3 protein-coding genes are annotated in these 5199 nt (G+C 72.7%); all 3 read right to left on the bottom strand.

The window, feature by feature from the left end; translation table 11 throughout:
* Nucleotides 1–89: 89 nt before the first annotated feature.
* Entirely contained in the window at nt 90–2000 is a 1911-nt protein-coding gene (gene dnaG / locus FF041_RS16040) for a DNA primase (RefSeq protein WP_323391927.1), read from the bottom strand.
* A gap of 170 nt (nt 2001–2170) precedes the next feature.
* A complete protein-coding gene (locus tag FF041_RS16035) occupies nt 2171–3454 on the bottom strand; it encodes an NAD(P)/FAD-dependent oxidoreductase (protein WP_323371517.1) in 1284 nt (427 codons plus the stop codon).
* A gap of 147 nt (nt 3455–3601) precedes the next feature.
* Entirely contained in the window at nt 3602–4897 is a 1296-nt protein-coding gene (locus tag FF041_RS16030) for a deoxyguanosinetriphosphate triphosphohydrolase (RefSeq protein ID WP_153523446.1), read from the bottom strand.
* Nucleotides 4898–5199: the final 302 nt, after the last annotated feature.

Raw genomic sequence — 5199 nt, 5'->3', positions numbered from 1 at the left:
GGGGGCGGCCGGGGGCGGGGGCGGCCGGGGGCGGGCGCGGCCGGGGGCGGGGGCGGCCGGGGGCGGGGGCGGTGTGCTGGAGCGGGGTGCTAGAGCGCTGCCACGCCGTGGTTGCGGAGGGACTGGCCGTACTGCTGGAGCACCCAGAGCTCGTTCGTCACGGCGGTGAGCCGCTCGGGGTCCGCGTGCTGGCCGAGGCGGGCCATGGTGCCCTGGACCTCGCCGATACGGCGGTCGACGGCGCGCAGCCGGACCTGGACGAGCTGTACCCCGGCATAGCTCTCGTCGACCGTCCGGGCGTGGATGGCCTCCACGGCCAGCTCGGTGACCAGGGCGCGGACCGTGTCGTTCGGCGCGGCGTCCCGGACGCGGGCGAGATAGCCGGAGCTGTCGGCCGTGCCCTGCTCGGCCCCGCCCGCGTCGGCGACGGTCTGGCGGACCGCCGCGTAGGGCGGTCCGGTGAACTCGTCCACACCGTAGGCGTCGAAGGCTGGGGAGACCAGATCGGGATGCTGGAGGGCGAGTTTGAGCAGCTCGCGCTCGGTGCGGTGGGCCGGGCTGCGGAGGTTGAGCGCCGGGCCGCCGCCCCCCGAGGGGGCGGCGGGGGCCTGGGTCTGCTGCTGGGGCGCGTTCGTACGGGAGGGGGCCGGGCCGCGTCCGCCGCGGTCCCGGGCCCAGCGGGCGAGCTGGGCGACCCGCTTGACCACGAACTGGGTGTCGAGGATGCCGACGAGCCCGGCGAGCTGGACGGCGGACTCGTGCTGGATCGCGATGTTCTTGATGCCGGCGACGATCGGCGCGGCCTCGTCGAGGGCGGCGGCCCGGCCCGCGGGCGTCTCCAGATTGTGGCGGGTCACGACCTGGCGGATGGCGAACTCGAAGAGCGGGGTCCGGGTGTCGACCAGCTTCTCCACGGCCTGGTCGCCCTCGGCGAGCCGGAGATCGCAGGGGTCCATCCCACCGGGGGTGATCGCGATCGAGGTCTCGGCGGCGAACTTCTGGTCGTCCTCGAAGGCGCGCAGCGCGGCCTTCTGCCCGGCGGCGTCTCCGTCGAAGGTGAAGATCACCTCGGCGGTGGCGTTGTCCATCAGCAGCCGTCGGAGGGTCTTGATGTGATCGCCGCCGAAGGCCGTGCCGCAGGTGGCGATGGCGGTGGTCACGCCCGCCAGATGGCAGGCCATCACATCGGTGTACCCCTCGACGACCACGGCCCGGCTGGTCTTGGCGATCTCCTTCTTGGCGAGGTCGATGCCGTACAGGACCTGGGACTTCTTGTAGATGCCGGTCTCAGGGGTGTTCAGATACTTGGGCCCGTTGTCGCTCTCGTAGAGCTTGCGCGCGCCGAAGCCGACGACATCGCCGGAGATATCGCGGATCGGCCACATCAGCCGGCCCCGGAAGCGGTCGATGGGACCGCGGCGGCCCTCTTGGGAGAGGCCGGAGAGGATCAGCTCCTTGTCGCTGAAGCCCTTGCCGCGCAGAAAGCGGGTGAGGTGGTCCCAGCCCTGGGGGCTGTAGCCGACGCTGAAGTGCTGGGCGGCGGCGTGGTCGAAGCCGCGGTCGGCGAGGAAGGCGCGGCCCGTCTCCGCCTCGGAGCCGTTCTCCAGCTGGTCGATGTAGAACTGGGCGGCGATCTTGTGGGCCTCCACCAGCCGGATGCGCTCGCCCCGCTGGTGGCTGGGGTTGTACCCGCCCTCCTCGTACCGCAGGGTGATGCCCGCGGCGGCGGCGAGCCGCTCGACCGTCTCGGAGAAGGTGAGATGGTCGATCTTCATCACGAAGGCGATCGTGTCGCCGCCTTCCTGGCAGCCGAAGCAGTGGAAGAGACCCTTGCTGGGGCTGACCTGGAAGGAAGGCGACTTCTCGTCGTGGAAGGGGCAGAGGCCCTTCAGATTGCCGCCGCCCGCGTTGCGCAGCTGGAGGTATTCGGACACGACGGAGTCGATCGGGACCGCGTCCCGTACCGCCTTCACGTCGTCATCGTTGATCCTGCCGGCCACGGATGAATTCTACGGGGGAACGGCGGCGCTCCCGTCGGCTGTGGACAACTCCTCCCGCCGGCCCGATGGGATCATCCGCCCGGAGGCCGCGGTTCCGGTGTTCACCTCCGGTGCTCGCTCCTGGTGCTCACCTCTGGTGCCCGCTCCCAGTGCGGCCAGCCCCGTGCGGCTCACTCGCCCGGGGCGGCGGGCGGGGAGGCCAGGGAGGTCAGGGGCACGGACGGGTCGCCGAGCGCCTCGGGGTCCACCGGCTCACCGGAGCGGATCAGCTCCTGGATGGGGGCAGTGACATCCCACACATTGACGTTCATCCCGGCGAGCACCCGGCGGTCCTTGAGCCAGAACGCGATGAACTCCCGTTTTCCGGCGTCCCCGCGCAGCACCACCTGGTCGTACGACCCGGCCGGGGCCCACCCCGAGTACTCCAGGCCCAGGTCGTACTGGTCGGAGAAGAAGTAGGGGACGCGGTCGTACGAGACGTCCTGGCCGAGCATGGAGCGCGCGGCGGCCGGGCCGCCGTTGAGGGCGTTCGCCCAGTGCTCCACGCGGATCCGGGAGCCGAGCAGCGGATGGTGGGCGGCGGCCACATCGCCCGCGGCGTAGACATCGGGGTCGGAGGTGCGCAGGGAGGCGTCCACGGCGATGCCGCCGCCGTGGGCCCGGTCGGCGAGCGCGAGACCGGCTGCCTCGGCGAGCGCGGTGCGGGGCGCGGCGCCGATCGCGGCGAGCACATCGTGGGCGGGGTACTCCTCGCCGTCGTCCGTGCGGACGGCCAGCACCACGCCGTCCTGGCCGGTGATCTCGGAGAGCCGGGCGCCGAAGCGGAAGGCGACGCCGTGCTCCTGGTGCAGATCGGTGAAGATCTGGCCCAGCTCGGGGCCGATGACCTGGTACAGCGGGGTCGTCTCCGGTTCGATGACGGTCACCTCGGCGCCGTAGCCCCGGGCGGCGGCGGCGACCTCCAGACCGATCCAGCCGGCCCCGGCGATGACCAGCCGGCCGTTCTCCCGGCCGAGGGTGCGCAGGACCTGGCGGAGCCGGTCGGCGTGGGCGAGACGGCGCAGATGGTGGACGCCGGCCAGCCCGGTGCCGGGGATGTCCAGCCGGCGCGGCTCCGCTCCGGTGGCGAGCAGCAGTTTGTCGTAGTGGAGAACGGTGCCGTCGCCGAGGCGCACCGACTTCCCGGCGCGGTCGACGGCGACGACGGGCTGTCCGAGGTGGAGCTCCACATCGGCCTGCGCGTACCAGGCGGGCTCATGGACGAAGACGCCGTCGCGTTCCTCCTTGCCCAGGAGATAGCCCTTCGAGAGGGGCGGGCGTTCATAGGGCTGGTCGCCCTCGTCGCCGATGAGGATCACTCGCCCGGTGAACCCCTCGGCACGGAGGGTCTCGGCGGCCTTGGCCCCGGCGAGACCACCGCCGACGATGACGAATGTCTGGTGTCCGTCGACCACTTGATGCCTCCTCTTTCTGGCTGCTGCGCTGCCCGGCCGCTGTGCTGCGCGGCCATGAGGGAGCGTCCCGCACGGAGGGTGACAGCGGAAGGGGGGGTGGTCTTGGCGTGTCCCCCGGGAGGGCGCTCCCGGGGGGCTCTCAGGGGCCTAGCGACGCGCTGTGAGCTGGGCGTGCAGGGTGCGGGCCGAGGCGTCGGTGAGCGAGGCGAGCTGATCCACAATCACCCGACCGCGCGCCCGGTCGTCGGCCGCGGCATGGAACAGGGCGCGGAACTGGGGGTCCAGGCTGTCGGGGGCGCGGGCGGCGAGCGCCTCCGCCAGCTCGGCCAGGACTCTCTGCTGATCGGCGCGGAGGACCTCGTGCTCGGCGCGCTGCATCACATAGCGGTCGGCGATGGCCTTGAGCACGGCGCACTCATGGCGCACCTCGCGGGGGACGACCAGCTCGGCTTCGTACCGGGTGAGGCGTCCGGTGCCGTACGCCAGCTTGGTGGCGCCTTCGGCGGCGAGACAGAACCGGCCGATGAGCTGGCTGGTGGCGTCCTTGAGCCGGGCCGGGGCGATGGCCGAGCCGTCGTAGTGGTGGGGCCACCACTCCTGGTCGGTGAGGCGGTCGAGGGCCTCGGAGAGCTCCTCGGGGTCGGTGTCCGCCGGTACGTAGCGGCCGATCGCCACGCGCCATATGTCGGCGCGCTCGGGCTCGGCGAGCAGCAGATTGGGGTCGAGGTGTCCGGCGTGGAGCCCGTCCTCGAAGTCGTGCACCGAGTAGGCCACGTCGTCGGACCAGTCCATCACCTGCGCTTCGAAGCAGATGCGGTCCGGGGGGGTGCCTTCGCGGATCCAGCGGAAGACGGGCAGGTCGTCCTCGTAGACGCCGAATTTGGGCGAGCGGGGGTCGGTGGGGTGGCCGCCGCGGGGCCAGGGGTATTTGGTGGCCGCGTCCAGGGCGGCCCGGGTGAGGTTGAGGCCGACGCTGACGGGGTCTTCGCCGTCCGGGTGGATGAACCGCTTGGGCTCGATGCGGGTGAGCAGGCGCAGGGACTGGGCGTTCCCCTCGAAGCCTCCGCAGTCGGCGGCGAATTCGTTGAGCGCGGTCTCGCCGTTGTGCCCGAAGGGCGGATGGCCCATGTCGTGGGAGAGGCAGGCGGCCTCCACCAGATCGGGGTCGCAGCCGAGGGCCGCGCCGAGCTCCCGGCCGACCTGGGCGCACTCCAGGGAGTGGGTGAGCCGGGTGCGCGGGCTGGCGTCCCATGCCTGGTTGCGGGTGCCGGGGGTGACGACCTGGGTCTTGCCCGCGAGACGGCGCAGCGCCGATGAGTGCAGTACCCGGGCGCGGTCGCGCTGGAAGGCGGTCCGTCCCGAGCGCTTGTCGGGCTCGGGGGCCCAGCGCTCGGTGGCCGTGTCGTCGTACAGGTCCTGGGGGGTGCCGGTGGTGCCTGCCATGTTCCGAAGGTAACCGCAGGGTGTGACAGACGGGTCGCCGGAGGGCCGGGCGAGGGGTGTGTTCCCGCCGCCGGGAGGGGTGCGGGAGTGCTCAAGGGGTGCTCAGGGGGTGGTGGCGGGGGCGGGGAGCGGCGGCGCGGGCGGTGACGGTGCGCGAGGTCGGCGGGGTGGGGGCGGGGGTGCAAGGGCGGCTGCCGGGGGATGTGGGGCAGCTGCCGGGGGTGTGGGGGCGCGGGCTCCGTGTGGGCGGGGGCGGGCGGGGCTCCGTGCGGGCGGGGCCGTCGCGGCGTGGTGAGGGGAGT

It is taken from the genome of Streptomyces jumonjinensis, from assembly GCF_009600885.1.
GTDB lineage: Bacteria > Actinomycetota > Actinomycetes > Streptomycetales > Streptomycetaceae > Streptomyces > Streptomyces jumonjinensis.
The sequence above is the reverse complement of the archived record's forward strand: the minus strand, read 5'-3'. Positions and strand labels throughout refer to the sequence as shown.

Excerpts from the sequence above, each read along its gene's own strand:
- FF041_RS16030 (WP_153523446.1), bottom strand. The coding sequence starts at position 4,897 with ATGGCAGGCACCACCGGCACCCCCCAGGACCTGTACGACGACACGGCC.